The organism is Lacticaseibacillus suilingensis, from assembly GCF_016861845.1.
GTDB lineage: Bacteria > Bacillota > Bacilli > Lactobacillales > Lactobacillaceae > Lacticaseibacillus > Lacticaseibacillus suilingensis.
Window position 1 is genome coordinate 36415 of record NZ_BOLV01000008.1, and the last position, 24812, is coordinate 61226.

26 protein-coding genes are annotated in these 24812 nt (G+C 54.1%); 13 read left to right on the top strand and 13 right to left on the bottom strand.

Features of this window, described 5'->3' with window-relative positions:
- Positions 1-226: 226 nt before the first annotated feature.
- From JUF11_RS06090 to JUF11_RS06100, 3 genes are all read left to right on the top strand, one after another.
- The gene (locus JUF11_RS06090; protein ID WP_204118804.1) at positions 227-1009 is read left to right on the top strand and encodes a tyrosine-protein phosphatase; all 783 of its coding nucleotides are present in this window, start codon (positions 227-229) and stop codon (positions 1007-1009) included.
- A gap of 9 nt (positions 1010-1018) precedes the next feature.
- Positions 1019-1327 carry a hypothetical protein gene (locus JUF11_RS06095; protein WP_204118805.1) on the top strand — a complete coding sequence of 103 codons (309 nt, stop codon included), beginning with the start codon at positions 1019-1021 and terminating at the stop codon, positions 1325-1327.
- A 62-nt stretch (positions 1328-1389) separates the two neighbouring features.
- Positions 1390-2001 (top strand): histidine phosphatase family protein, encoded by a 612-nt coding sequence (locus JUF11_RS06100; RefSeq protein ID WP_204118806.1) that lies wholly within the window; start codon positions 1390-1392, stop codon positions 1999-2001.
- 76 nt (positions 2002-2077) lie between these two features.
- On the opposite strand, the gene asnA is transcribed toward JUF11_RS06100, so the two are convergent.
- The 4 genes from asnA to JUF11_RS06120 form a co-directional block, all read right to left on the bottom strand.
- Positions 2078-3085 (bottom strand): aspartate--ammonia ligase, encoded by a 1008-nt coding sequence (gene asnA, locus JUF11_RS06105; RefSeq protein WP_204118807.1) that lies wholly within the window; start codon positions 3083-3085, stop codon positions 2078-2080.
- A 368-nt stretch (positions 3086-3453) separates the two neighbouring features.
- On the bottom strand, positions 3454-4110 hold the full coding sequence (locus JUF11_RS06110; RefSeq protein WP_204118808.1) for a YoaK family protein: 657 nt from the start codon (positions 4108-4110) through the stop codon (positions 3454-3456).
- Positions 4111-4227: 117 nt separating this feature from the next.
- Entirely contained in the window at positions 4228-4869 is a 642-nt protein-coding gene (locus tag JUF11_RS06115) for an SDR family oxidoreductase (RefSeq protein ID WP_204118809.1), read from the bottom strand.
- Positions 4870-4965: 96 nt separating this feature from the next.
- A complete protein-coding gene (locus tag JUF11_RS06120; protein WP_204118810.1) occupies positions 4966-5523 on the bottom strand; it encodes a TetR/AcrR family transcriptional regulator C-terminal domain-containing protein in 558 nt (185 codons plus the stop codon).
- 149 nt (positions 5524-5672) lie between these two features.
- Between JUF11_RS06120 and JUF11_RS06125 the strand changes: the two genes are divergently transcribed.
- Positions 5673-6605 carry a diacylglycerol/lipid kinase family protein gene (locus JUF11_RS06125; protein WP_204118811.1) on the top strand — a complete coding sequence of 311 codons (933 nt, stop codon included), beginning with the start codon at positions 5673-5675 and terminating at the stop codon, positions 6603-6605.
- A 44-nt stretch (positions 6606-6649) separates the two neighbouring features.
- Here JUF11_RS06125 and JUF11_RS06130 read toward each other — a convergent pair whose 3' ends face one another.
- Positions 6650-6964, bottom strand: coding sequence for a SemiSWEET family transporter (locus JUF11_RS06130; RefSeq protein WP_204118812.1), 315 nt, complete (start codon positions 6962-6964; stop codon positions 6650-6652).
- 197 nt (positions 6965-7161) lie between these two features.
- Here JUF11_RS06130 and recA point away from each other — a divergent pair, with 197 nt between their 5' ends.
- Entirely contained in the window at positions 7162-8253 is a 1092-nt protein-coding gene (gene recA, locus JUF11_RS06135) for a recombinase RecA (protein WP_125581257.1), read from the top strand.
- Positions 8254-8432: 179 nt separating this feature from the next.
- Positions 8433-9470: a competence protein CoiA gene (locus JUF11_RS06140; RefSeq protein WP_204118813.1), complete on the top strand. Its 1038-nt coding sequence runs from the start codon at positions 8433-8435 to the stop codon at positions 9468-9470.
- Here the strand turns inward: JUF11_RS06140 and ald are convergent.
- The 3 genes from ald to JUF11_RS06155 form a co-directional block, all read right to left on the bottom strand.
- Positions 9453-10562 carry an alanine dehydrogenase gene (ald, locus tag JUF11_RS06145; RefSeq protein ID WP_204118814.1) on the bottom strand — a complete coding sequence of 370 codons (1110 nt, stop codon included), beginning with the start codon at positions 10560-10562 and terminating at the stop codon, positions 9453-9455. The genes JUF11_RS06140 and ald overlap by 18 nt on opposite strands.
- A 131-nt stretch (positions 10563-10693) precedes the next feature.
- Entirely contained in the window at positions 10694-11302 is a 609-nt protein-coding gene (locus JUF11_RS06150) for a DsbA family protein (protein ID WP_204118815.1), read from the bottom strand.
- Between the two features lie 103 nt (positions 11303-11405).
- Positions 11406-11993 (bottom strand): CYTH domain-containing protein, encoded by a 588-nt coding sequence (locus JUF11_RS06155; protein WP_204118816.1) that lies wholly within the window; start codon positions 11991-11993, stop codon positions 11406-11408.
- 104 nt (positions 11994-12097) lie between these two features.
- Between JUF11_RS06155 and yjbM the strand changes: the two genes are divergently transcribed.
- From yjbM to JUF11_RS06175, 4 genes are read left to right on the top strand one after another with little or no spacing between them, the layout of a single operon-like run.
- Positions 12098-12763, top strand: a complete 666-nt coding sequence (gene yjbM, locus JUF11_RS06160; RefSeq protein WP_125581247.1) for a GTP diphosphokinase — start codon at positions 12098-12100, stop codon at positions 12761-12763.
- 2 nt (positions 12764-12765) lie between these two features.
- Positions 12766-13575, top strand: coding sequence for an NAD kinase (locus JUF11_RS06165; protein ID WP_204118817.1), 810 nt, complete (start codon positions 12766-12768; stop codon positions 13573-13575).
- Complete coding sequence (locus tag JUF11_RS06170; RefSeq protein WP_204118818.1) at positions 13565-14461, top strand: RluA family pseudouridine synthase; 897 nt, start codon at positions 13565-13567, stop codon at positions 14459-14461. Before JUF11_RS06165 ends, JUF11_RS06170 begins: the two co-directional genes overlap by 11 nt.
- A 13-nt stretch (positions 14462-14474) precedes the next feature.
- Complete coding sequence (locus JUF11_RS06175) at positions 14475-15344, top strand: DegV family protein (protein ID WP_204118819.1); 870 nt, start codon at positions 14475-14477, stop codon at positions 15342-15344.
- A gap of 67 nt (positions 15345-15411) precedes the next feature.
- Here JUF11_RS06175 and JUF11_RS06180 read toward each other — a convergent pair whose 3' ends face one another.
- The 5 genes from JUF11_RS06180 to JUF11_RS06200 form a co-directional block, all read right to left on the bottom strand.
- On the bottom strand, positions 15412-16053 hold the full coding sequence (locus JUF11_RS06180) for a copper homeostasis protein CutC (protein ID WP_204118820.1): 642 nt from the start codon (positions 16051-16053) through the stop codon (positions 15412-15414).
- A gap of 12 nt (positions 16054-16065) precedes the next feature.
- The gene (locus JUF11_RS06185) at positions 16066-16887 is read right to left on the bottom strand and encodes an undecaprenyl-diphosphate phosphatase (protein ID WP_125581237.1); all 822 of its coding nucleotides are present in this window, start codon (positions 16885-16887) and stop codon (positions 16066-16068) included.
- A gap of 120 nt (positions 16888-17007) precedes the next feature.
- Complete coding sequence (locus tag JUF11_RS06190; protein ID WP_125581235.1) at positions 17008-18042, bottom strand: lactonase family protein; 1035 nt, start codon at positions 18040-18042, stop codon at positions 17008-17010.
- Positions 18043-18658: 616 nt separating this feature from the next.
- A complete protein-coding gene (locus JUF11_RS06195; protein ID WP_204118821.1) occupies positions 18659-19636 on the bottom strand; it encodes a GMP reductase in 978 nt (325 codons plus the stop codon).
- A gap of 223 nt (positions 19637-19859) precedes the next feature.
- Positions 19860-20807 (bottom strand): magnesium transporter CorA family protein, encoded by a 948-nt coding sequence (locus JUF11_RS06200; RefSeq protein ID WP_204118822.1) that lies wholly within the window; start codon positions 20805-20807, stop codon positions 19860-19862.
- A gap of 71 nt (positions 20808-20878) precedes the next feature.
- Between JUF11_RS06200 and JUF11_RS06205 the strand changes: the two genes are divergently transcribed.
- The 3 genes from JUF11_RS06205 to JUF11_RS06215 all read left to right on the top strand — a co-directional run bounded on the left by JUF11_RS06205 (position 20879) and on the right by JUF11_RS06215 (position 24801).
- Entirely contained in the window at positions 20879-21709 is an 831-nt protein-coding gene (locus JUF11_RS06205; protein WP_373305858.1) for a putative RNA methyltransferase, read from the top strand.
- A gap of 205 nt (positions 21710-21914) precedes the next feature.
- Entirely contained in the window at positions 21915-22424 is a 510-nt protein-coding gene (locus JUF11_RS06210) for a tRNA (cytidine(34)-2'-O)-methyltransferase (protein ID WP_204118823.1), read from the top strand.
- 112 nt (positions 22425-22536) lie between these two features.
- Positions 22537-24801, top strand: coding sequence for an FtsK/SpoIIIE family DNA translocase (locus JUF11_RS06215; protein ID WP_204118824.1), 2265 nt, complete (start codon positions 22537-22539; stop codon positions 24799-24801).
- Positions 24802-24812: the final 11 nt, after the last annotated feature.

The window sequence follows — 24812 nt, forward strand, 5'->3', positions numbered from 1 at the left end:
AAAATTGGAATACGTCCATTATAGCCTTGACCAGGCCGTGAGGCTAGTCAAGGCCGGCGACAATCGCGATTGGTCGAGGTGGTCAAGCGGCGCTGCTAGCCATGGCCATCACTAACCAGCGGCTGGCAATTAAAGCGTAAGCGCAACCAAGTCAGGCTGACGGCTAACGACTTTTGCCCGAATCTGCGCTACAATGTTAAGACAACAATAGAAATGAAGTGATCAAGTGGAACCGATGCTCCTGAATATTCACCATGGCTATAATTTTCGTGATTTAGGCGGTTATCCGACTACCGATGGCAAACGCATCCAGGCGCGCCGGCTGATTCGCTCCGGCAGTTTGGATCGCCTTTCTCAACGCGATATTGATTTTTTGCATCAATACGGCGTACGCGTGGATGTCGACTTTCGGACGCAAGATGAGCGCAGCGCCAAACCTGATCGCCTGCCCGGTTCGGCCCGCTACGTGTTCGATCCTGTGTTTAGTGAAGATAAAACCCAAGTGTCCAAGTCATGGGCGGAAGAACAAAAGGCTTTCGCGCTGGATGGCCAGGCGGGGTATCACAATATGCTGCGGACGTATCGCGATATTGTGTTAAGTGATGCCGCTCAAAAGGCTTACCGCCAGTTTTTTGATTTGGTGTTGGCCAATGACAAAGATGCGCTCTTATTCCATTGCACTGCCGGTAAAGACCGGACCGGGATGGGCGCGGTGTATTTGCTCTCAGCGCTGGGTGTGGATGAAGCCACGATTCGCAAGGATTACCTGGCGACTAATCAGTACATGGCGCAGGCCGTGGCGGAAGTGATTGCTCAGGCCAAGCAGGCTGGCGGTAATGCCAACATGCTGCAGGGGATGCATGATATTTGGGTGGTGTATCCGGAGTATCTTGATGCGGCGCTAGCGGCGATTCACGAGACTTACGGCAGTATGCAGCAATACTTGAGTGAGGCGTTGGCCTTGTCAAACCGGCAATTAACGACGCTTCGCGAATTGTATTTAGAGTAGGAGGGTAACATGACCGCATTAGACCCCACACATCATTATTCGCAGCAAGCCGGCGCCGAGACGCAAAAGGCGTTTCAACTCACGGCTGGCATTATCATTGTTGATTTGGCTGTCATGCTGTTTACCGCTTGGTGGTGGCTCCTGATCATTGCCGTCGCTAGTGCCGGTGCATTTGCGCTGTTTTTGACGCGCCGAACCAAGGTCACGCTGCTGGACGTAAACACTAACAAGTTCATCACGACTTCGATGGCGACTTGGAAGGATTTTCAAGCCGCCCATCCAGAACTCGTCGCCAAAGCCGGGGCCGACCAGGATTAAGCCGGCGCGGTGCAAGCAAAGTATGGTATCCTGAAACTGCTTACAAATGGAGGGATGACTTAATGGAACTTGTACTTGTGCGTCACAGCATCAGCGTGTCCAATCATCAGGAGCGCATCTCAGGGAACGGCGATGATGTCCCGCTGTCTGAAGCGGGCATTGCCTACGCCAAACAATGTGCAGGCGCTTTTGATTGGCAACGGTTCGATGTGGTTTACACCAGCACGATGACGCGGGCCAAGCAAACGGCAGCACTGCTGACCGGCAAGCAGACGCCGTTGCATGAGGATCCGCGGCTGGTGGAAATGGGCTTCGGTGATTGGGAAGGGCTTGATCCGGAACCGTTCCGGCATCAATTCCCGGATAGCTTCGATTATCATGGCATGTTCAATGCCAACTTCAGCAAGCATGCGCCGCATGCCGAAAGTTATGCCGAATTGACCGTTCGCGCCATGGATTTTCTCGCAATGCTGCAGCGCACGGCGCCGTCTGCTTCGGTGCTGGCGGTGAGCCACGGCATGACCATTCGCGCCTTGGTGGCGGCAGCTTTGCATCTGTCGCCGGAAGCATTAGCGGCGCCGCAAAATGTAGCGGTGAACGCTTTGCATTTCGACGAACATGATGGCTTCCGGGCGCGGCTGTTGACGTATGATCGAGTGCTGATTCCACAATAAGTTTTAAAAATACAACCATGCAAAAAGGCTGCTTCGGCATGAAGCAGCCTTTTCGTGTGCCCAGAGCAGGGGTCCATTACAGAATCTGAATCCCAGCCGCTTGGCAGGCATCAAGCGTGGCTTGCGGCCAAACACTGGCCTGCACTTCGCCAACATGCGCCTTGCCCAGTAGCAGCATGCACAGCCGGGATTGCCCGATGCCGCCGCCAATAGTGTAAGGCAGCTTGCCTGCTAGCAGCAGCTCATGGAAAGGCAGATGGGCCCGGTCCTCAGCATGGGCGGCTTTGAGCTGCCGGCGCATGGCCGCCTCGTCGACCCGGATACCCATGCTGGACAGTTCCATCACATGGTGCAGCGGTTCATACCAGAACAAGAGATCACCGTTCAAGGTCCAGTCGTCGTAGTCAGGGGCCCGGCCGTCATGGCGCTGGCCGGATTTGAGCAGGCCACCAATTTGCATTAAGAAAACCGCACCGTCTTCTTGGCAAATCAAAGCTTCGCGCTCTTGTGGGGTCTTATCAGGCCAGCGGTCTTCCAATTCTTGCGTGGTGTGGAAGTGAATTTTTTGCGGCAAATGATGAACGGCCTGAGGATATTTGTACCAAACTTCATCTTCCATGTGCTTGATGACCTTGAAAATTTGGCGGACAGTGGCTTTGAGGGTCGCCTCCGTACGTTCTTCTTTGGTGATGATTTTTTCCCAGTCCCACTGATCGACATAGATGGAGTGGAAGTTGTCGAGGTCTTCATCCTTGCGAATGGCGTTCATGTTGGTGTAGAGCCCTTCGTGCAACTTAAAGCCATAGCGGTAAAGGGCCATGCGCTTCCATTTGGCCAAGGAGTGCACAATTTCGAGCTGCTCCCCAGGCAGGGCCTGCATGGTGAAGCTGACCGGCTTTTCCACCCCATTCAGGTTGTCATTGAGGCCGGTGGCTTGTTCCACCATCATCGGGGCCGACATGCGCTGCAGGCCCATTTGCTGACCGAATTCATCTTGGAAGGTTTCCCGAATGTAGCGAATGGCCGCTTCCGTGTCTTTAACTGAGAGTTTTGGATCATAGTGGTCTGGAATCATTAATGTCATATTGAGCACTCCTTTTGAAAATCACAACTGGCAGCAGGGACGGTAACAAAAAAAGCCCTTCGTCCCCTTAAGCAAGGGACGAAAGACTTTTCGCGGTACCACCCAAGTTGCCTATCTAAAATAGACCACCTCAACACGCACTAACATGCGTTTCCGGATGATAACGGGCCGGTCACGGCTACGCCTACTTTGGCCGCAGCCATTTGGGGTAGCAACATAAGAAAGGGTTATTCGCCGCAGTTGGGGTCTGATCGAGTTTCCACTGGCCTCGATTCACTGGCAGAGCAGCTCCGGTTACTGAACTTTCTTTTCGTTTTTTAATGTTGGACTTACTTTAGCATCTTCGCTTCGGTTTGAAAAGGGGGCGGTCAAACTTTTTTTCGGTGGCCAGTGGCGATGACCAGCATTAAGCTCGCCGGAGCCAGAACCAGGGCACTGCGGCCGAGGCTGAACGACAGGCCCTGCACGGCTGCGGCACCGGCCGCAAAGCTGAGTAAAATGACCAGGATATCCGTGGCGCGGCGCTGAGCTTGGCGGTCGCGCTTGATCAGCCAGTCGTAGCCTGATTCAACCAATAAGCGCAGATTTCCGGTCATCATGAGCGAAGTGAATGGTGCGCCGTGTAGCGAGCGAAATTCTTGGAGTTGCGCCGCTGCGGCCGCCGCTAAAAGCCAAGTGACCACGGGCTTCGGCCCAAACTGAGTCACCAGCAAAGCTAGACTGATCAATAGCAGCTCATAAATCAAAATCAAGGTCCCTCGATCCAAGCGGGTAGTGCTCGGATAGCGATGCTGAATGCCGCGCGCTACCGCTGTGCCTAGCATGAAGGTCAGGAGCGCCCCGGCGTAATGGGCGGCCTCAGCCCACTGCCCGCCACCAACATGGACGCCGAACAAAATCAAGTTGCCGGTTTGCAAGCCGGCAAACACGGCGCCTTGATGCAAAAAGGTGTAACTATCTAGGCTCCCAGCCGTCGCGGCAAGCAGCGCACCAGGCAGGAGCGTGGTGTAATCAGGCTTGGTCATGGACTGGACCTCCTTGTTCAGTGGGTAGCTGCTAGTTTACTGCAACCAAAAGCGGGGTCAAGTAACTTGCCTTGACCACAAAAAAACCGCTGCCCTGCGACAACGGTTTCTTTAAAGTTAATAGAATGATGGTTTGTCGCCATCTGTATTAGGCTGGTTGACCCCTAAAGAATCGCGCTGTGCCTGCGAGGGATCATCAATGAGCTTGACGACCACATCGGCGATACTCTTGCGCGAAACTTCGGTGCCTTTGAAGGCATCATGGCGGTGCGTGATTTCGTAGCTGACGATATCCTTGTTGGACAGCCAAGCCGGCCGAATGATGGTGTAGGCCAAATCCGAATCTTCAATGACCTTGGCCGCGGCGGTGTAGGGTTCAAGGTAACCGCCGTCGAGTTGGGCGTGGTTCCAAGCGCCGAACTTGCCTGGTACTTCATCGTAAATTCCCAACGTAGAAATCCAAATCAGGCGCTTGACACCGGCTTGATCCATCGCCGCGACGACGTTTTGGGCCTGCTTTTCAATCTGGGCGTTGCCTAAGTTGGCGTACACAATATCAATTCCGGCCAGCGCCGCTTTGAGGGCGGCAACGTCGGTGGCATCGCCTTCAATCACCGTTTCGCGGCTAGGGTTTTTGACCTGCAGGCGGCTCGCGTGCCGCAAAAATAAGGTCAACTGGTGTGAGGTGGTACTTAACAACTGCTGTTCGGCCAAGCGAGCAATTTGTCCGTTGGCGCCTAAAATCAAAACATGACTCATATTTTTCACTCCTTTGACGCAGAGAAACCTGCGTTTTGCTTAACGACAAATAGAGTGTAGCACTGATTTTAAGTAAGCAAATCGGACAATATGAGCTTAGTGTCCGGTGCGCGCTTTGAGTCCGGCCAGGTTATCGGCAATCAGGGTGCTCAAATGACGTTCCACTGTCGCCACCGGTTCTCCCGGGGTAGCCAGCAGAAAGCGGCGCAACACGCCTAAACTCATATCCGCCATTGCGGCCGCTAGGAACTGCTGGTAGTCAGCTGGTAAGGTGAGTTGCTCCGCGCGCTGCAGATCCACCAAAATCGTGCGACACATTTCTTCGAGGTGGGCGTGGATGTAAGTTTCCGGCGCATTCTGCTCATCGAGTTGCAGGGCCTGCCGGTAGAAGTCCCGGTTGGCATCAAAATACGCGAGCATCGCGTGCACGGTTTGCGGCCAGCGCCGGTAATCGCCGCAGTACCAGACATCGGCGTCGATCTCGGTCCGGTAGATGTCGCCGAGGACATCGTATTTATCCCGGTAATAGTCGTAAAAGGTCTGCCGCCGTAAGCCAGCCTGCTTCATGATAGTGGTGACGTTGATTTGCGTTAGTGGTATGGTTCCCACCAGCGTTTTGGTGGTTTGCACGATGGTGGTTTTTGCTTTTGCCATGGTTTCATCTCCGTCGTTAGCTTACCACAAGCGGTGGGACAGTGAAAAACTACCCTTGATGGCAAAACTTTAACTTGCGATAGGCGGTGAATTTTCTGCTATAATCTAAGCATTAATGTTTAATCAGCCGTTAGAGTATGGGGTGCGAAGTGGAAGAAATCGAATTAATTATTAACGAATATGCCGGCAACGCGCGAACGAAAAAACAAATTCCAGCGTTGATGGCGGCTTTGGCCGAGCAGTATACCTTTGCTACCACCACTTATACCAAGCAACCCGGTGATGCCCGCGATGCCGTCGCTGCCGTGGTGGCCAAAGTCGAGGCGGCCAGCGTCAAGCCGCTCGTGGTGGTGATTGGCGGGGATGGCACTTTGCACGATGTCGTGAATGGCTTGCAAGCCTTGGGGCAGGGTGATATTCCAGTCGGCTACATTCCTAATGGTACCGGGAATGATTTCGCCCGGGCGCATGGTATTCCCTTGGATCCCTTTGCCGCAGTGGCAGCGTTGAAAACAGCCCGCCCGCACGCGGCGCGGATCGGCAAAGCCGAAACCGAGGAGTATGGCACCTTGTACTTCTTGAACAACTTCGGTGTCGGGGTAGATGGCGGTATCGTTTATGACACCAATCATTCCACCAGCAAGGCGGCCTTGAACAAAGTGCATTTGGGCCAGCTTTCCTATACGGCCAACATTTTACGCGCCGTGGTGAGCCAGAAAGCCTTCCGCTCTACAGTGAAAATTGATCAGGCCAAGACGATTGATAATACCTTTCTGTGCGTCTTCACCAACCATCCGTTTTTAGGCGGTGGCCTGCGCTTGTTCCCAGACTACGCCCAGGATTGGCACCAGCTCAGTTTTGTCTTGGTGCGCAAGGAGAAATGGCGACTGTTGATTCAAGTGCTGATGGCGATTTTGAGCGGCAAGTCGGAGCATCGCAAACTAGGCCATGTGAAGGCGCACCGCTATGAATTCAGCACTGACGCGCATGAACATATTCAGTTGGACGGCGAGGAGTACACCAGCCCAGTGCATGCGGTGCTCACCCAAGTCGATCAAACCATGTTGCTTCCCATCCAGTAAAAAAACGAGCGATCAGCGCGGCGGCGTTGATCGCTCGTTTGAGTTTAGTGAATGTAGACGGTTAAGACCGTGATGAACCCAAAGACAATCCCCGGGAGGTTTGAGATAATCACGGGCCAGTCTTTGTATGTTTTGAACCAGCCGTAGCCGACCCAGAGCGTCGCATTAATCATCGCGACCAGTGGCTGCAGCGGTGAAACCGGATTGCCAGAGAAATTGGCGATGATTTGCGGAATGTAAGAGATGTACATGGAGATACAGGTAATGGTGGCGACGCGGCTGAGAATTTTCAACCGTTTGACCCGCTTGGGATCAACCGCGTCCTGACCTGTTGGGTACTTGCTGGTGTCGATACGCATTGAATCATCCTTTCTGCGTTTGCTTGCCCCCCAAATTTGGGTTCCAGTGTAACGCAGATCATTGACCAATGCAAAAAGCCTGGCAGCAATGAAAGGTGAAAACCAAGTAATTGCGAATTTAATCATTGGTAGGGGTCGCATCGAACATTCGTTTGGTGTATAATTAATCAGACAACGAGATAGAGAGGACGAAAACAATGGCTAAAAAATCTGCGAATGGGCAAACCTCACTGGATGGCGGCGCCCGCGAACAGGCGCTGGATGCGGCGCTGAAGAAGATCAAGAAACAATTCGGCGATGGCGCCGTGATGAAGATGGGCGACAAGTCGCTCACAAATGTTGCGGTGGTTTCCACCGGTATCTTATCTTTGGATTTGGCGCTTGGCGTCGGCGGCTTTCCAAAAGGCCGGGTTATCGAGATTTATGGCCCTGAAAGTTCAGGGAAAACCACCATTGCACTGCAAGCCGTTGCCAGTGTCCAAAAAAATGGCGGTACTGCGGCGTATATCGACGCCGAAAACGCCTTGGATCCTAAGTATGCTGAAGCGTTAGGCGTTAATATCGACGACTTACTGTTGTCGCAGCCAGATACTGGTGAACAAGGGCTGGAAATTGCTGATGCCTTGGTCCAGTCCGGCGCCGTGAACATTGTCGTCGTCGATTCCGTGGCCGCTTTGGTGCCACAAGCCGAAATCGAAGGCGAAATTGGCGACAGTCATGTGGGCCTGCAAGCCCGGATGATGTCCCAGGCGCTGCGGAAGCTGACATCCACGATTTTTAAGACGCAAACGATTGTCATTTTCATCAACCAGTTGCGGGAAAAAATCGGCGTCATGTTCGGCAACCCAGAAACCACACCTGGTGGCCGGGCCCTGAAGTTCTATTCCACCATTCGGCTAGAAGTGCGGCGCGCCCAACAAGTTAAAAACGGCACGGATGTCGTGGGTAACATCACCAAGATTAAAGTGACCAAGAACAAGGTAGCCCCGCCATTCAAGACGGTCGAAACCACCATGAGCTATGGTCACGGGATTTCGCCAGAAGCGGATATGCTCAACTTGGGTGTGGACAATGAGATCGTCGAGAAGAGCGGTTCTTGGTACTCATACGATGGCGAGCGGATTGGGCAAGGGGCCGACAATGCGGCCAACTACCTGATCGCCCATCAGGATGTTACCGACAAGTTGCGCAAGCAGTTGCAAGACAAGCTGTTCCCGAAGCCAGAGGCTGATGAAGCGCCGGCTGAAGCGGAAGAATCCGATCCATCCACGCTTGATATCGATAAGTAACTCTTTAGCCGTCAGCAAGTTGCTGGCGGTTTTTGTGTGCCGCGGGTTCGGCACTCGCTCACTCAAGGGCGAAAACCGGCAGTGCTTCGGTTAACTGTCGCACTTCAGACAGGCGCCAGGATGAGTTCATAGCGCCTGTGCCGACCTGGTTTGCGTAATGTTTGGTTGAGGTGAGGAGGATGTTTGTTGCCCAAGCAGAAAATGGTCGGTTGGTGACGTTGCGGGATCACCAGCAGGCTAAAGCGCTCCATGAGCGGTTTGTGTGTCCCGCGTGTTTGCGGCCCGTGGGGATTCGCAATGGGGCGTTGATGCCGGCTCATTTTTATCATTTGGGGCCGCCGTGTGCGGCGAGTGAGGCGGAGAGTTTGCCGCATTTGTTAGGGAAGCAGTGGCTCGCGACGTTGGGTGAGCAGTTCGGGTACCGCAGCGAATTAGAGGTTTATTATCCAGCCATCAAACAGCGTGCTGATGTGGTGTGGTTGCGAGGCGGCAAGCGCACGGTTTTGGAGTATCAATGCAGTCCCCTTAGCGTTGAGGCGCTGGCGCGGCGCACTGAAGGTTACGCCAAGCTTGATTTAGTGGTGATTTGGATTGCGGGGCCGCGCTATTTTGACCGCTGGCCTGCATCAAAGCAGGCCAAATTTTTGCGCTATACCGCAGGCGGGTTTCAATTGCTGTTCTTGGACCCACAGGCCGGAGTGCTGAGTCAGTGGACGCTTCACGCCGATCATATCGATCAGCGCTTGCAATGGCCTAATCGGGTGCAACAGCGGCGCCTCGATTATGCCGAACGGCTGGTGGCTGAGGCCAAGGCTGTTCAAGCGGGGCTGCGCTTTCGGGAGCCGAAGGTGATGGCGCTGCAAGCGCAGGCGGCCAAGCAAGGGTTGAATGTGGCCGGCGTACCGTGGGTGGTGCATCAGCAGCTACGGCATTTGCCGGGGCTGGTGTTGCCAGAGTGGCAGCTGCGCACTTGGTGGCTGTTGCAGTTTCAAACCGCGCCGATTCAAAAAGCCGCCGAAGCGGCTTTTTGGCACCAGTTTTCGCAGGTCCGCACGCCGCTCGTGCCAGCTCAAGCGGTCCTTGAGGCCGTCCGGCGGCAGTGGTTAGCGGTGTTAAAACAGGCTGGGTATCTGCAGGAAACGTCGCTGTTTTGGCAGTGGCGTCAGCCGCCAAATTGGTATGCGACCGTGAATGAGAAACTACAGCAGCTTCGCTAAGTCCTCATAAGCTAGGTTCAGGCTATTGCCGACTGCGGGTTCAACCAGCTGCCCGGCATAAATGTTGACGCCAGTGTAAAGCATGTGGTCGGTTTGGGCGGCTTGGGTGAGGCCTTGCGTGGCGAGTTTCACCGCGAGTGGCGTCGTCACTGCGGTCAAGGCATCGGTCGCGGTTTTTGGTACCGCACCTGGGACATTGGCCACGGCGTAGTGAATGACGCCGTGTTTGAGGTAAATGGGGTCATCAAAGGTGGTAGCGTGATCACTGGTAGCAAAAATACCACCTTGGTCGATGGGAATATCCACCACAACGCTGCCAGGGGTCATGCTGGCAATCATTTGCTCGGAGACCAGTTTGGGCGCTACTGCCCCTGGAATAAGCACCGCCCCAATCACGAGGTCGGCGGTTTTGATGGTGGCGGCTAAATTAGCTTCATTGGAAAACAGGGTTTGAACCTGACCGCCGAATTGATCATCGATGCGAGCCAAGGTGTGGCTGTTGATATCCAGTACGGTGACATTGGCGCCGAGGCCCAAAGCGGTTTTGGCGGCGTTTAAGCCGACCACGCCGCCACCGATGATGACGACATTGGCTTTGGCCACGCCAGGCACGGCGGTGAGCAGCACGCCTTTGCCGCCGTTTTGGGTTTGGAGATACTGGGCGCCGAACAACACGGCCATGCGGCCAGCCACTTGACTCATCGGCGCCAGCGCCGGCAAGTCATTGGCAGGGCCGACCATGGTTTCGTAACCAATGGCGGTGACCCCGGCGGCCATCAGGGCTTCCGTTAGCGGTTTGTTGGCAGCTAAGTGCAGGTAGGTGTACAGAATCATATCTGAACGGAAATAGTGGTATTCGCTCGCGAGGGGCTCTTTAACTTTGATTACTAAGTCCGCTTGCCATGCAGTGTCAGCATCCACCAGGCGCGCGCCAACTGCTTCATATTGCGCATCGGCATAGCCGGCACTGGTACCGGCCGTATGCTCAATGGTCACTGTGTGGCCGGCTTTGATCAAACTAGCCGCGCCGGCGGGGGTCAGACCTACCCGATTTTCATTGTTCTTGATTTCCTTTGGCACACCAATTTTCATCGCAATCCCTCCCTGGATTTAGTTGACGGCTTTAACTTATCATACCCAAGTGAAGGGCACATTGTCGCGTTTCAACGCTTGGCGCCATATAAAAAAACCGGATTGGCCTTGGGCTAATCCGGTTTTGTCGGTTAGAGGACCCGCAGCATCGCTTCTGGTGCGGGGAGTTCTGGTTGGAGCAGATATTTTTCACAGATACGTTTGAGCATGTGCAACGACGGCAGTTGCTCAAGTCGTAAGCCTTCTTGCGGCTTGTTGGTGTCGAAAATCACTGCTGCCGGGGTGGTGGTGATGGCCATTTCTAGGGCAATGGCTTGATCGGAGCATAAACACTGATGCATCGCTTCACGGGCGCGGTCTTCGTTGAAGGCGACCACGTCAAAGCCAATCGCCGCCACGGCTTCGGCAGCCACTTGCGGGTCGTAAGCCTGGGCGGGGCAGGTTAAAGGCGCTTGTTCTGCCAACAGCAGGGCGCGCGCTTTTTTATTGCCTTGGAATTGAGCGGCCTTGTAGTCCACCGCGATTTGGTAGGCAGTGTCGAAGAGTTGGTTGCGCAAGTCGAGGTCATGGGCATCGAGCCCCAGTTCAGCCATATAACGGTCAATCACGGTAAAATTCACGAGTGGGACAAAGCGGAGCTTCACTTTTTGCGTCAGTTCTTTTGCCAAACGCTGAACCGCACGTTCTGCTTCGCGGCAGCGGGTGCCAATTGGATTGATGAATAGAAAAAGTTCTAACACGGTGAGTCCTCCCGGAGAGTTTTTAAGTGGAAGCACGGAAAAGAAGGGTTTTTGCATCATGAGCTTCTACTCCTCACTTTACCAGAAAACTAATTAATGACAATTAATGTGCTTGTGAATTGCTGACATTGGCGGCTGCCCGTGCCACCTTGTTTTGCACCGGTGAAGGCGTGATGGCGAATTGCTGCAGCAGAGCCTGCCAGTACGCATGCGCATCAGTGGTGTATTCCAATTCCAACTCAAAATCGCTGTGGCCGTTTGGGTAGTGGGTCTCATCCACAGTCACCAGCCCGGCTGGTTGATGGGAAACGCGCCGGCGCGTTACTGCGGCTGCAAACTGTTGCAGTGAGCTCGGGGCAATGCCAGCGGTTTCCAGCATGGTTTTGATTTGGCCGTGATTAGCCACGTTGTTGGCGCTGATCAAAGCTCGCGCTTCACTGACGGTCAAGGGGTCGGTGATTTCCAGCAGCTGGCGGCCGGCGCCATGGGGCTGCTTCAGGGTTTGCTCAGCGCGGGTGGCAAACTGGCGAATACGCAGGCCTTGGTTTTGCTGGCGCAGCGCAAAGTCAGGGGTGTCATAGTACGTGTTGGTTTGGTCAAAAGCCGGGGCGAACGGCAAGGCAGCCAAGATAGCTGCACTTTGGGCCGGCGTGATCAGGGTCTTGAATTCTTGTTCGCTTTGGATACTCATGGTCAAATCACCTCGGATTAAGTATACGCTATGTTCCAATGACAAGCGCGAGGTGAGCGTGACTTTATGGTAAAATGAAACAGGTTAGAATTGGAGGCGGTAAGATGCAGCGGGATTGGGAAACGTTTTTGATGCCGTATGAACAAGCGGTTAAGGAACTCAAAATTAAATTTCGCGGGATGCGCAGTCAATTCCTGCAGTCAGGCACCTATTCCCCGATTGAAATTGTCACTGGCCGGGTCAAGCCAGTCGACTCGATTGTGGAAAAGCAGTCGCGCCGGTATATCACCGATGAGCTGTTGGAGCAGGACATGCAAGATATCGCGGGCCTGCGCATTCAATGCCAATTCGTTGAAGACATTTACGCGGTGGTGGAGCTGATTCACCAGCGCACGGATATGAAAGTCGTGGAAGAACGCGACTATGTCACCAACGTTAAGCCGTCAGGGTATCGCAGTTACCATGTGGTGATCGAGTACCCCGTCCAAATGGTCGAAGGCGAAAAGAAGCTACTGGCTGAAATTCAGATTCGCACCATGGCGATGAATTTCTGGGCCACCATCGAGCACAGCCTGAATTACAAATATCAAGGCGACTTTCCTGATGCCTTGAAGGAGCGGCTCAAGCGCGCCGCTGAAGCCAGTGCCTTGCTGGATGATGAAATGTCCGAAATTCGTGAGGAAATTCAAGAAGCACAGCAACTGTTTTCATATGGCAAAGGGCAGAATATGCCGCGCCGTCAGTCGCTGCCGGAAAAAAAGGATGACTAAGCATGCGAGTGTCTATTCACGCCAATTCAAACGCGAATTCCCAAGTGGCCAAGGGCAAACTTTTGGCCGGTTTGAAGGCCCCAGCATTTCAAATCGATGAAGCGCACCCGGATGTGGTGATTACTATCGGTGGCGATGGCACGCTGTTATCAGCGTTTCACCGCTATGCCGACCAGCTGGATCATGTCCGGTTTATTGGCGTGCACACCGGACACCTGGGTTTTTACACGGACTGGCGCGATTTTGAAGTGGACGCTTTGATTGAGGCGCTGAATCGCGATTCCGGTGAAAGTATTTCGTATCCCTTGCTCGACGTGCTGACCGACTTTGAAGATGGGACCACAGCGCACTACCTAGCCTTGAATGAGGCGACGCTGAAGCGTGAAAGCGGCACGATGCGTAGCGATGTGTACATCCGCGAGAACTTCTTTGAAAGCTTTCGCGGCGACGGGCTGTGTGTGGCCACGCCAACAGGGTCCACGGCTTACAGCAAGTCCAACGGTGGGGCCGTGATTCACCCGCGGCTGGATGCGATGCAAGTCACCGAAATCGCCTCGATCAACAACCGGGTGTTCCGGACTTTGGCCGCCCCGATGATTTTGGCGCCGGACGAATGGATTTCACTGCGCCCAGAGCCGTTCCAGGATTACGTGATGACCATCGATCAATTCACCGCTCGGCCATCGATGATCAATGCCATCCGCTTCAAAATCGCCAGCGAGCGCATCCACTTCGCCCGCTATCGGCACATGCACTTCTGGGACCGCGTGGAGGACGCGTTTATCGGCGCGAAGAAACCCGATGCGCTTTAAGTGGACGTATGAAGGCCCGCGCAATACCTTGCAGCACTTTTTGATTCAGCAAGGCTTTTCGCTGGCGCAACTGAAAAAGCTGAAATTTCATGGCGGTTTTGTGTTTGTGAATCGAAAACAGCGCAATACCGCCTTTCGCTTGCGGCCAGGGGATCAAATTTTCCTGCAAACAGCGCCGGAAGTGGCGGTGGACACTGTGGTGCCATACGAAGCGCCGCTGGCCATTTGCTATGAAGATGAGTATTTGCTGGTGGTGAATAAGCCGGCCGGGGTGGCTTCAATTCCCGATGCCGCCAAAGGCAACGACAGCATGGCCAATCGGGTGAAGGCTTATCTGATTAAGACTCATGCCGAAAGTGCGGCCATTCATGTGGTGACCCGACTGGATCGGGATACCAGTGGCTTGATGTTGTTTGCCAAAAGCGGCTTTGTTCACAGCTTGCTGGACCGGCAGCTGCACACCGACGACCTCAGTAAAACCTATTTAGCCGTAGTGCAAGGCGGCGCCGGCTTGGCTGAGCATGGCTGGTTGGTGCTGAAAATTGGCCGCAGCCAGGATTTTTACATGAAACGCCAGGTAACACTGGCCGGGAAAACCTCGGTGACTGAATATGAAACCTTGGCGGCCAATCCTGACGCGGCGCTGGTCCAGGTGCAGCTGCACACCGGCCGCACCCACCAAATTAGGGTGCATTTTGCTGCTATTGGCCATCCGCTCTTCGGCGATGACCTCTATGGCGGCCCGGCCGGTATGGCACGGCAGGCCCTGCACTGCGCGGCTTTGACATTTTGGCATCCCATTGCCAAAAAGCGGCTAGAGTTGACCGCGGCGCTGCCGCCTGATATGTTATCGTTGGTAGCGCAAGAAAAGTTGCAGCTCAAGTAAGGATGTGGAAAAGATGTATCAACTATTAACGGATTCTGCCTGTGATCTCCCCTTGGCGACCTTAAAGGCCAACAAGGTGGCGTTTGTGCCGTTTCACTTCAATGTGGCCGGCCAAGATTTGACCGATGACATGGGCGGCTCATATGAGCTTCAGGAATTCTTTGAGAAAATCAAAGCCGGGGTGATGCCATCAACTTCAGCCATCAACATCGGCGAGTATGTGGACTTTTTCACGCCTTACGCCAAGGCAGGCACGCCTGCTGTGTATATTGGGTTCTCTGGCGGGCTGAGCAGCTCAATGGCCAGTGCGCAGCAAGCCAAGGCAATGGTGCTCGAGCAGTACCCTGACGCTCAGCTGGAAATCGTGGATACCCTGGCGGCTTCCGAAGGCGAAGGCCGGATGGTGCTAGAAGCCATTCGCCTGCAGCAGGAAGGCAAAACGCTGGCTGAATTGGTGGCTTGGTTTGAAGCCAACCGGCTGCGCTTGCAGCAGTGGTTCACCGTGGATAGTTTAGACTACCTGTATCATGGTGGCCGCGTGTCGCGGACCTCGGCGGCGCTGGGGACGATGCTGAACATCAAACCGGTGATGGACGTCGATCCCGCTGGTAAGTTGCGCGTGGTCAGCAAGGTCCGCGCTCGCAAGCGTTCGCTGCAGGCCTTAGCCGACAAAGTGGTGGCCGCTTTGCCTAGCGACCCCAAGCAGCCCGTGTTGATCGGCACCTCAGGAGACACCGCCGCGGCGGAAGAAACCAAAAAGATGATTTTGGCCAAAGCGCCTGACGCAAACATTACCCTCGGCGACATCGGCCTTACCATTGCCAGCCATACCGGCTTTGGGTGCGTGGCCGCGTTCGTGATGGGTGCTGCCGACCGCAAGTAAAACCGTAAAAAATGAGCCGCACTGCTTCAAATGCTGAAGCAGTGCGGCTCTGTTTGTGTTTCAAGCGTTACGCGATGGTCACGATTTTGGTGCCATGGGCCTGGTTGACCCCAATTGCGGCGGTGACGGCTTCGACGTTGGCCGCGGTAATGCCGCCGCCAGGCAGAATTTCGAGCTTGCCTTGGGCTAACGTCACCAATTCCTTGAGATGAGGCGTGGTGGCCTCAATCGACTCGGTGAGCGGGCCGCCGTGGGTGAGAATGCGGCTGACGTCATGAGCGGCGAGCCAATCAATGGCAGCCGCTTGCTTGGCTTCAGGAATGGCATCAAAGGCCATGTGCATCACCACAGTCATGCCGGCGCTGGCGGCAATCAGGTTTTCCATGGCCTCTTCATCCAGCCAGCCGTCCTGCGTTAAGGCGCCAAAGGTCACGGCGTCCACACCCAATTCCTGAGCCACAAACAAATCGGCTTCCATGATTTTTAGCTCGGTGTCCGAATAGACAAAGTTGCCGCCGCGCGGTCTGATCATGGCCACCACGCTGGCGTCATTTTCATGGACGTAGCGGGTCGCTTCCGCCATTACGCCTCGGGAAACGGTGGTGCCACCCACGGTCAAATTATCGTTCAATTCAATGCGCTTAGCGCCGGCTTGCAGCGCCGCCGGGATATTGGTGAAGTTCTCAACACAAGCTTCTTTCAGTAACATAAAGGTGCCTCCTTATAGGAACAAAACGAGTAGCACGACCAGCCCCAAAGCAATGCGATACCAGCCAAAAGGTTTGAAGTCGTGAGTTTGCACGAATTTCAGCAGCCACTTGATGGATACGACTGCGACAAGGAAAGAGACAATCATCCCAGTGGCCAAAATGGCCCACTGGGCACCGGTGAAGGCATTGCCTTGCAGCAAGAATTTGCCGATTTTGAGGATGGAGACCCCAACCATGGTCGGAATCGCCAGGAAGAAAGAAAACTCTGTGGCCACATACCGGCTGGTGCCGAGAATGATTGCCCCGAGAATCGTAGCGCCTGAACGGCTGGTCCCGGGCACAATCGAGAGTGCCTGGAACAGGCCGATGAACAGGGCGGTTTGGAAGCTCAAGTCAGCCAGCTTGCTGATTTTTGGCGCGCGGTTTTTGAAGATGTTTTCAATGACGATGAACAAGATCCCATAGAGAATCAGCATGGAAGCCACGACCAGCGGCTTGTGCAGGTGTTCATCCATGAAATCATTCAGCGGCAGGCCAATCACCACTGACGGCAGGACGGCTACGACCACTTTAGCCCACAGTACCCAAGTGGCTTGGCGTTGGTCGTGGTTTTTCTGGGGACTCCAAGGATTGAGTTTATTGAAGTACAGCAGCACCACCGCCAAAATGGCGCCGAACTGAATCACGTATTCAAACATCGCCATGAAAGCGGCGGGTTGGTTGATTTTGACCAGTTGGCTGACCAAATCGATATGACCGGTGGAGCTGATGGGCAGGAACTCGGTGAGCCCTTCCACAATCCCGATGATCACGGCTTTGATAATATCTAACATAATTTCCTCCTAAAGCATTTCAATGTTTTCAGTATACCTTGCAAGACGGTGCTGGGGAGGGGGAATAGCAAATTTTACCTAATCCCAATAAAAAAGACCCATTGCTGGGTCAGTTTAAGCCTAAGCTTTCAGGAAAACCACATTGACGCTTTCTGGCGCGACAATGTCTTTTTGGACCAAGGTCAGTTTGCCACTGTCGGAATCACGCTTGTACAGCGTGCCATTGCTGGTGTTCTGGTTCACAGCCAGCAAGAAGTTCTCGGACAAGTCCAGGGCGGCGTCCCGAGGAAAGTCACCTTCGGAAGGAATTTGCTGGATTTCGGTGAGGCTTTGGCCATCTTCGCTCACTTCAAACACAGTCACGCTGTTGTAACCGCGGTTGGTGACGTAGATGAAGCGGCTGTCAGCGCTGATGCGAATAGCGGCGGCGCCGTTGTGCTTGGTCCAATCTGCCGGGATGGTCTTCAGCGTCTGGCCTTGGGTGAACCGGCCGGTGGCGGGGTCGTATTGCAACACCGTGATTTGGCTGGAAAGTTCCGCCAGCAAGTAGGCAATCGGCTTGCTGTGGTGGAAGACTAGATGGCGCGGGCCAAACCCTGGGGCCAGTTTTAAAATCGCCGGCGTGTCCAACTTACCTTCATCATTCAACGGGTAGGTGTAAACCTCATCGGTGCCCAAATCAATCACGGCTAAGCGGCCGTCTGGGGTGAGACCAGCGAAGTGGACATGGCTAGCATCCTGCTCGGGCTTAGGACCATGGCCGTGGTGCCGCGCGACATCAGTCGGGGTGATGGTGTGGTCCGCGTTGATTTTGTAGACATTGACGCGGCCTTCATGATAGTTGGCAGCAAATACCAGCTGGCGCTTTTCATCGATTGAAATGTGAGCTGGCGACGTGCCAGGTTCTAACACTGTATTCAACAAAACAGGTGGGTTTTGGTTCAAGTCGATGGCAGCCACGCCGCCTTTGCCGTCAGCGGCATCCACGGCATAAGCAATGCCGGCGTTGGAGACGGCCATGTAAGTGGGTGAGCCCAAAGACGTGATATAAGGCTCCGGGGTGCTCATTGCCCCAGTATCTGAATCGAAGTCGGCGCGGTAGATGCCTTGGCCTTCATGCCGAGTATAGCCACCGAGTAATACTGTTTCCTTCATCAATGTTGCCTCCTTTGCGCAATAGCGCGATCTCCTGCATTATACCAGAAAACGCTCCCGTAAGAACAGGCTGTGGAGCTGCTCGGGCGTTGCCCAGCGGAGCGCAACTACGCTTGTGTTAACTGCCGGGCCGGTCAGCCTCCGCCGGCAGGGGCTGGAACGGGGTGGCCAGCGCTTTGAGCCTCGCGCTGCGAGTCTCGAAGTCGCGGCTTGTTCTAGGCCAACAAGTTGGCCAAGAACAATTTCACCCCTGAGCCCCTGCCGGCTCCGACTGGCGGGCCCTGGGGTAGTGGTGACCTCGCAGCGATGCTGATTGATTGTAACTACTGTAATTGTGGCTTACAGTATTGCCAAATCATTTGGGAGGCGGCAGTCCATGTCAAAGAAATTCTGGGGTCGTACTGGTTGGGGCTGGTTGTTTGTTTGCTTGACCTCTATTGCCCTGTTTTTGGGCGCGGCCAGGGTAATTTCACTCACGTTGACGCTAATTTTTAGTCTAGTCGGCTTGATTGGCACTGCTGCGGTGGCGGTGAGGTATCGGAAATAGATTGGCTTGACCAGGATGCTACGACAACATTGCAAGCAAAAAGGACCGAATTACCGGTCCTTTCGTGGCTTAGTATTGATCGCCGTTAAAAATGGAGTTCTTGACGATGACGTAATCAACGGTGGTTAAGGCTTTGAGGTCGCGGCCGCCGGCGTAAGAAACGGCGGATTGCAGGTCCTCTTGCATTTCGGTGAGGGTGTCTTTAATGGAACCTTTGACTGGCAGGAGAATTTTTTTACCTTCGACGTTGTGCTTGGCGCCTTTTTGGTATTCCGAGGCGGAGCCGAAGTATTCTTGGTACTCTTTGCCGTCTTTGATGACGTGTTTGCCAGGGGTTTCTTCATGGCCGGCAAACAGTGAGCCGATCATGCACATAGTGGCGCCGAAGCGAATTGACTTGGCGATGTCGCCGTTGGTGCGGATGCCGCCGTCGGTGATGATGGGCTTGCGGGCGGCTTTGGCGCACCAGCGGAGCGCGGCGAGTTGCCAGCCGCCGGTGCCGAAACCGGTTTTGATTTTGGTGATGCAGACCTTGCCGGGGCCGATGCCGACTTTCGTGGCGTCAGCGCCGGCGTTTTCGAGGTCGCGGACACCTTGCGGGGTGCCGACATTGCCGGCAATGACGAAGCTATCGGGCAGGTATTTTTTAATGTGGCGAATCATATCCATCACAATGTCGGCATGACCGTGGGCGATGTCGATAGTGATGTATTCTGGCACTAGTTCCGCGCCAGCGAGTTCTTTGATGAAGGAGAATTCTTCGGCTTTAACGCCGACTGAAATCGAAGCAAATAAGTTGGCGGCATGCATGTCCTGAATAAACTGCATCCGCGTTTCCGGGTTGAACCGGTGCATGACGTAAAAGTAGTCATGTTCTGCCAGCCACTTCGCCAGTGGGGCATCAATAATCGTTTGCATATTGGCGGGGACAACCGGCAGCTTGAAGGTGCGGCCGCCAAACTCAACGCTGGTGTCGACTTCCTTGCGGGAGCGCACCACGCATTTGTTGGGAATCAGTTGAATGTCTTCATAATCGAAAATTTCCATGTTGATCGTCCTTTCGCCTGCAGTGAATTTTCGTTAGGGTTGCAGGCCACCACGCGCTAATATACAAACATTGTCCGGAAATGTCAAATTTTTTTCGGGCAACGTCAGGTTAATGTTCGTGACGTATCGAACGTTCAAGAAAAAAGGGATGTCGAATGCACAGACGGCAGGCTGTTGGCCAATAAAAAAAGCCAGGTGGCAAAGCCAACCTGGCAGGTGAGGGTTAGAAATACTTCTTTTTCCAGAACTGATAGCCCAGCAGGACCGCGATAATCAGGGAGATGATAATCGTGATGATCCAGCTGACATGCATCCCCGCCAGTGGCAGCTCCACGTTCATGCCATAGAAGGAGAAAACCAAAGTGGGGATGGTGAGAATAATCGAGTAAGAGGTCAAGAACTTCATGACCCCGTTCATGTTGTTGGAGATGATGGACGAGTACGTATCCGAAGTTTCACTGATGATGGAATTGGAAATTTGGGCCATTTCAGTCCCTTGCTGATTTTCAATCAAAATATCATCAAGCAAATCCTGATCATCTTCATTGAGCCGCAGGGGGTTATTGCGCTGCAGTTGTTCCAGCACGTTGCGGTCAGTCCGCAGACTCATCATGAAGTACACCAACCCTCGCTGCACGCCCATTAACGCATAAAGATCTTCGTTGCGCAGGTTAGATTGCAGTTTGTTTTCCAAATTTTCGCGATTTTTGTTAATGTCGCGCAAGTAGGTGAGGTAAGCGGCCGTGGCGCGGTACATCATGATTAGTGCCGCTTTGTTCTTCATCTTGGGGTTGAAGTTGGCCACTTTACCTTCCGCAAACAGCGCCAGCAAGGGCTGAGGTTCGCGGTCAATGGTAATCAGCGCCGTGGCAGTGATAATGATGGCTAGCGGCACAGTTTTGTAGACGACGCGCTTTTTATCATTGATTGAGGCCACCGGCATGTCAAAAATCAGCAGGTGGGCATCAACGTCTTCATCATATTCATAGCGGGCCCCTTCGTCAGGATCAAGGCCATAGAGCAAAAAGTCTTCCGGCACGCGCGCTTTTTTGATCAGCTTGGTCAATTCCGCCGTGGTGGGCGCCACGGCGTTGATCCACACACCGGCTTCGATTTTGTCTTGTGACTTTATTTTTCCCACGGTATCATCGTATTTATAAATCGAGAGCATGTGAACCTCCTTTAACGCTTTAGGTTAAGTGTACTGGAAAACGCGCTCAGAATACAGAGGAGACGAAGCAGTTGCGCAAAATATTAGCCAAAGCCCAGGCGATGGCAGCGTTAGAACCGTTATTTGCTTGTCCAGTGTGTCAGCAGCCGCTGCAGGTGGAAGCAACGAGTCTGGTTTGCGAAAATGGCCATCGCTTTGATTTGGCCAAAAAAGGCACGGTGAACTTTCTGAACAAGCCAGTGCCGACGGAATACGATGCGCCGATGCTGGCGGCGCGGCGTCGGGTGCTCCAAGCGGGATTCTTTGAACCGTTTTTGACGACCATCAAAGCGCAACTCACAGCGGCGGATTTAGTGCTTGATGTTGGGTGCGGGGAAGGCAGCCCAACGGCGTTTCTGGCGACCAAGGCGCCGGCTGTGGGCTTTGACATTTCGGCGCCGGCGATTAATCTGGCTGGGAGTCTGGCGACGCCGGCGCTGTACTGTGTGGCCGATTTGGCCCGCCTGCCGTTTCTGGGAAAACGCTTTTCAGCCGTAGTGGATCTGTTTTCGCCAGGCGCTTATCGCGAATTTGACCGGGTGCTGCAACCTGGGGGCCGGTTGTTTAAGGTGATCCCAGAAGCGGGGTATCTGCAAGAATTGCGGACCGGGTTGTATGCCGGCACTGATAAAGCCACTTATAGTAATGAGGCAGTGCTGAGCCGCTTCATGGCGACCTATCCGCAGGCCACCAGTCAGTTGTTCAGCTACGACTTCCCAGTGACGTCAGCGCAGTTCGCCGATGTGATGGCCATGACGCCACTGAGCTGGCAGGCGCCAACAGCCAAACGCGAGGCTCTGCTAGCAGCGCCACCAACGCACATTCATGTGGCAGTTCGTCTATTACAAGTGAACAACTTCTAAAGATTCGATTGCTTTTCCTGAACAAAAGTGTTAGATTATTGACAAGCATTTTTATTTCTGGCTTTTATCAGGGCTTGCTTTTGGGAAATTGATAAAAGTTAGCGATGAAAAACTTTATTAACGTACCGCCTCGCCGTGCAGACACCGAGGCAGTACGTTTTTTTGTGTGGTAAGATAGAAACAATGTTTTTAGCGGAGGCGTAAAATGACGAACCACCTTGTGTTGTATCAACCTTTAATTCCGGCTAACACCGGCAATATTGCCCGCACGGCGGCAGCCACCGATAGTGTGTTGGATTTGATCAAACCCTTGGGCTTTTCAGTCGATGACAAGCATCTCAAGCGCGCCGGGCTCGATTATTGGGCCTCGGTTCAAATCGTGTACCACGAATCGCTTGAGGCCTTCATGCAGACTGTGCCAGATCAGCGGTATTTGTACCTGGTGTCCAAGTTTGCGGAAACCACCTATTCCGACCGCGATTTAAGTGATCCCACGGTGGATCATTATTTCATGTTCGGAAAGGAAACCACTGGGCTGCCAGAGCCGTTTATGCGCGCTAATCCCGAAAAGGCGGTGCGCATTCCCATGACCGACAAGGTGCGGGCGCTTAATCTCTCCAACTGTGCGGCGCTGGTGGTTTACGAAGCGCTGCGTCAGCAAAACTTCGCTGGGCTGGAGCGCAGTCACACTTACCCGCACGATAAACTCAAATAACCTCATGAGCGGCTGTCTAAGCCGCTTTTTTCTTGGGGGCCTAGGGCTTTCGGCGGTTTTAGTTCCGTTACCCCTCGTGTATAATGGGCGTGAATGATTCAAGGAGGCAGTTATGGCGCAAGCGCGAAAAACCAGTAAAAAGAGACGGCCGGCCACCAAACGGAAACGGCCTGATGACCACACGCTCAATTGGGTGGGCTGCGGTATTTTTGTCGTGGCCGCGCTGGCCTTTTTCCGCTTGGGCATTGTTGGCACCTTTTTTGCTAACTGCTTCCGCTTGGTGATTGGGGATGCCTATCTCATCGGGGCAGGGGTGCTCATCGCTTACGGCGCGTGGCTGCTGGTAGCGGGGAAACCCCTGCGGCCAACTGGGCGGCTGCTGTGGGGCAGTGGGGTGCTAGCACTGGGGGGCTTGGGCATTTTGTCCAGCTTCGCAATGACCGCGCAGCATGTGCATGCGCATTTTTTGCTGGCGACCTGGCGCCTGCTGCAACAAGATTTCACGTTAATGACCACGACCAATCGCGTGGGCGGTGGTCTGATTGGTGGGGCGCTAGTGAATGTGCTGACGCCGCTGTTAGCCAACATTGGGGCGCTGATTTTGTTTTGGCTCCTCGTGTTGGTAGGCTTAAGTATTCTCGCTGGCGTCAAAGCGGCGCAAGTCTTTGCCGCCGCGCACTGGCTGGGTAGCAAGCTCGCTGAAGGCGTACGCAGTTTGCAGGCGCAATTTGCCGAACGGCCAGCCAAGCCGAAAACGGCGGCTAAGCCCAAACCGCAACCAACCGCTACCCCTGAGCCGCAGCCGCAGCCGGCCCCAGAAAAGGACTTGCCGACGCCGCGCGCTGAGGCCGATGAGTTCAAAATCAATGTGCCTAAACCTAAAGTAGAACAAACCGAACTATTGGCGGATGACTCGGCGGAAAAAGACGAAGCGCCGCTGGCCGCTGGGGATGGCACATCAGATTATAATCTCCCTAGCATGCAACTACTGACCGCTATTCCGGCGGTCGATCAGTCCAAAGAAATGAGTAAAATTCGGACCAACAGCGCTAAGTTGCGCGATACCCTCAAGAGCTTTGGCGTGGACGTGACGGTGAAGGCCGCCAATTTAGGCCCCAGCATCACGCAGTATGAAATTGAACCCGCGGTAGGCGTGAAAGTGTCCAAAATCACGAATCTTTCTGATGACCTGGCGTTGGCCTTAGCGGCAAAAGATATTCGGATTGAGGCCCCGATTCCTGGAAAATCAGTCATTGGGATCGAAGTCCCGAATCAGCAAATCGCTACGGTGGGTTATCGTGATGTGCTGGAAGCCACCCCGCCGCACCCTGGCAAGCCGCTGGTCATCCCGCTGGGGAAAGATGTCGATGGCCATGTAATTACCTTTGACCTGACAAAAATGCCGCACCTGCTGATTGCTGGGGCGACCGGCTCCGGTAAGTCGGTGATGATCAATGTCATCATCACGAGCCTGCTCATGACCACTAAACCAGAAGCCGTGCGGATGATGTTGATCGATCCGAAGAAAGTGGAGCTGTCGGTGTATGATGGCGTGCCTCACTTGTTGACGCCAGTCATCACCGAAGCCAAAAAGGCGCCATCGGCTTTGAATAAAGTCGTGAAGGAAATGGAGAATCGCTATGAGCGCTTCTCTGCCGCTGGCGTGCGCAATATCGGCGAGTATAATCGCAAAGTCGCCGCGGCTAACGATCCAGATTTGCCGCACATGCCACTGATTGTCGTGGTGGTCGATGAATTAAGCGATCTGATGATGGTGGCTGGCAATGAAGTCGAAACCGCCTTGGTGCGGCTGGGACAAATGGCCCGGGCGGCTGGCATTCATGTCATCATTGCCACGCAGCGCCCCTCGGTTGATGTTATCACTGGCCTGATCAAAGCCAACTTCCCGTCCCGCATTGCGTTTGCCGTGTCCAGTGGGGTCGATTCCCGGACGATTTTGGATATGAACGGCGCGGAAAAACTGCTGGGCCGCGGCGATATGCTGTATGCGCCGATAGATGCGGCTAAGCCAATGCGGATTCAAGGTGCCTTTATCCCTTCTGCCGATGTGGAAGCCGTGGTGAAAGCCATCACCGACCAAGTGGCACCGGAATATGTTGAAGACATGGCCCCGAGTGAAAGCACGGACAAAGCCGATCAGGGCGATTCGGAAGATGAATTGTATGAAGAAGCCAAGGCGTTTGTGATTGAACAGCAAGGGGCCTCCACCTCGCTACTGCAGCGGCGTTTTCGCATTGGCTACAACCGCGCGGCCCGGCTGATTGACGATTTGGCTGCCAATCATGTGGTGGGGCCAAGTGAAGGCAGCAAACCGCGCAAGGTCTTTATCCAGCCTGACGAATCTGATCACGACTAACAAAGGAGTTA

What these genes read in the sequence shown, in the direction of transcription:
- JUF11_RS06180 (WP_204118820.1), bottom strand. Translation starts at nt 16,053, where the DNA reads ATGTTACTGAAAGAAGCTTGTGTTGAGAACTTCACCAATATCCCGGCG.
- JUF11_RS06170 (WP_204118818.1), top strand. Translation starts at nt 13,565, where the DNA reads ATGCGCTTTAAGTGGACGTATGAAGGCCCGCGCAATACCTTGCAGCAC.
- JUF11_RS06185 (WP_125581237.1), bottom strand. Translation starts at nt 16,887, where the DNA reads ATGTTAGATATTATCAAAGCCGTGATCATCGGGATTGTGGAAGGGCTC.
- JUF11_RS06195 (WP_204118821.1), bottom strand. Translation starts at nt 19,636, where the DNA reads ATGGAAATTTTCGATTATGAAGACATTCAACTGATTCCCAACAAATGC.
- JUF11_RS06175 (WP_204118819.1), top strand. Translation starts at nt 14,475, where the DNA reads ATGTATCAACTATTAACGGATTCTGCCTGTGATCTCCCCTTGGCGACC.
- ald (WP_204118814.1), bottom strand. Translation starts at nt 10,562, where the DNA reads ATGAAAATTGGTGTGCCAAAGGAAATCAAGAACAATGAAAATCGGGTA.
- JUF11_RS06110 (WP_204118808.1), bottom strand. Translation starts at nt 4,110, where the DNA reads ATGACCAAGCCTGATTACACCACGCTCCTGCCTGGTGCGCTGCTTGCC.
- JUF11_RS06115 (WP_204118809.1), bottom strand. Translation starts at nt 4,869, where the DNA reads ATGAGTCATGTTTTGATTTTAGGCGCCAACGGACAAATTGCTCGCTTG.
- JUF11_RS06120 (WP_204118810.1), bottom strand. Translation starts at nt 5,523, where the DNA reads ATGGCAAAAGCAAAAACCACCATCGTGCAAACCACCAAAACGCTGGTG.
- JUF11_RS06190 (WP_125581235.1), bottom strand. Translation starts at nt 18,042, where the DNA reads ATGAAGGAAACAGTATTACTCGGTGGCTATACTCGGCATGAAGGCCAA.
- JUF11_RS06140 (WP_204118813.1), top strand. Translation starts at nt 8,433, where the DNA reads ATGTTTGTTGCCCAAGCAGAAAATGGTCGGTTGGTGACGTTGCGGGAT.
- JUF11_RS06165 (WP_204118817.1), top strand. Translation starts at nt 12,766, where the DNA reads ATGCGAGTGTCTATTCACGCCAATTCAAACGCGAATTCCCAAGTGGCC.
- JUF11_RS06210 (WP_204118823.1), top strand. Translation starts at nt 21,915, where the DNA reads ATGACGAACCACCTTGTGTTGTATCAACCTTTAATTCCGGCTAACACC.
- JUF11_RS06130 (WP_204118812.1), bottom strand. Translation starts at nt 6,964, where the DNA reads ATGCGTATCGACACCAGCAAGTACCCAACAGGTCAGGACGCGGTTGAT.
- yjbM (WP_125581247.1), top strand. Translation starts at nt 12,098, where the DNA reads ATGCAGCGGGATTGGGAAACGTTTTTGATGCCGTATGAACAAGCGGTT.
- recA (WP_125581257.1), top strand. Translation starts at nt 7,162, where the DNA reads ATGGCTAAAAAATCTGCGAATGGGCAAACCTCACTGGATGGCGGCGCC.
- asnA (WP_204118807.1), bottom strand. Translation starts at nt 3,085, where the DNA reads ATGACATTAATGATTCCAGACCACTATGATCCAAAACTCTCAGTTAAA.
- JUF11_RS06200 (WP_204118822.1), bottom strand. Translation starts at nt 20,807, where the DNA reads ATGCTCTCGATTTATAAATACGATGATACCGTGGGAAAAATAAAGTCA.
- JUF11_RS06100 (WP_204118806.1), top strand. Translation starts at nt 1,390, where the DNA reads ATGGAACTTGTACTTGTGCGTCACAGCATCAGCGTGTCCAATCATCAG.
- JUF11_RS06215 (WP_204118824.1), top strand. Translation starts at nt 22,537, where the DNA reads ATGGCGCAAGCGCGAAAAACCAGTAAAAAGAGACGGCCGGCCACCAAA.
- JUF11_RS06155 (WP_204118816.1), bottom strand. Translation starts at nt 11,993, where the DNA reads ATGAGTATCCAAAGCGAACAAGAATTCAAGACCCTGATCACGCCGGCC.
- JUF11_RS06095 (WP_204118805.1), top strand. Translation starts at nt 1,019, where the DNA reads ATGACCGCATTAGACCCCACACATCATTATTCGCAGCAAGCCGGCGCC.